Here is a 968-nt window from a genome sequence, read left to right as displayed (position 1 = left end):
GTTGATCGCCAGGGGCAGGGCCTGCTCGCGCTTGAGTGCGGCGAACTTCTCGGCCGGCAGCAGGTAGTCGTCGAAGTCGCGGAACTGCCGCGAGCCCTTGACCCAGATGTCGCCGGAGCGCAGGGCGTTCTTCAGCTCGGACAGGGCGCAGATTTCGTAGAATTTCCGGTCGAGGCCTTCCGGGGTGATCACCAGCGGCTTCCAGCGCGGCTTGATGAAGGCCGTGGGTGCATCGGCCGGCACCTTGCGCAGGTTGTCGGCGTTCATCTCACGCAGGGTCTGCACGGCTGCCAGCACGCCTTGCGCGGCCGGCCCGTGCTGTTCCCCAACTTTTCGCTCGGCGAAGAGTATGAACATGCGCCGCCGGCGACGAATCGCCAAATCTCACCGTATCTCCCGAGCGGACGATTTCGCACCGGTCTGCCCGTCGAAGGGCTTGCGATCGAACGGGGCGACCTTTTCTATGCATGTCCGCGAGCCAGCGTCTTTTATGGCACGGCGCTCGACGCCGACCTTCGGACGCGCGGCGTAAGCACGCTTGTCATGGCCGGGATAAGCACCACCGGCGTTGTTCTTTCAAGCGTCGCCTGGGCTAGTGATGCGGACTACGACGTGCGTTTGGTCCAGGACTGCTGCTACGACCCGGATCGGGATGCCCACGAAGCTCTGTTGCGTTCCGGGTTCGGCGGACGTGTACAGGTCGTGTAATTTTCGGGCCTCGCATGATCGCGGCCATAGCCGCAGGTGGATTGGTGCGAGGCAGGGCCAGTCCAAGTCAGGGTGCGGTCATCGCGGCGCCTGCAACTCTCAAAAACCCATCGCCGTAGCGGAGGTCTTGTAATCGCATGTCATTACGCACGCCCGATTTATTGTTCACAGCGATAGCACCTGCCATTTGGGGCAGCACCTACATTGTCACCACCCAATACCTGCCGAACTTCTCACCGATGACGGTCGCGATGCTGCGG

At 62.5% G+C, this 968-nt stretch carries 1 protein-coding gene and 2 pseudogenes; 2 read left to right on the top strand and 1 reads right to left on the bottom strand.

The features are described from left to right. Positions 1-312 (bottom strand): annotated as a pseudogene (locus tag L2I46_RS29205) (Tn3 family transposase); the annotation flags it as partial. A gap of 3 nt (positions 313-315) precedes the next feature. On the opposite strand from L2I46_RS29205, the gene L2I46_RS29200 reads away from it, so the two are divergent. Continuing rightward, entirely contained in the window at positions 316-708 is a 393-nt protein-coding gene (locus tag L2I46_RS29200) for a cysteine hydrolase family protein (protein ID WP_001351729.1), read from the top strand. Positions 709-845: 137 nt separating this feature from the next. Further along, positions 846-968: pseudogene (locus L2I46_RS29195) on the top strand (DMT family transporter); the annotation flags it as partial.

Origin of the sequence: Klebsiella sp. 2019SCSN059 (assembly GCF_021739525.1) — a bacterium.
GTDB classification, from domain to species: Bacteria; Pseudomonadota; Gammaproteobacteria; order Enterobacterales; family Enterobacteriaceae; genus Klebsiella; species Klebsiella quasipneumoniae.
This window is presented reverse-complemented; position numbering and strand designations above follow the sequence as displayed.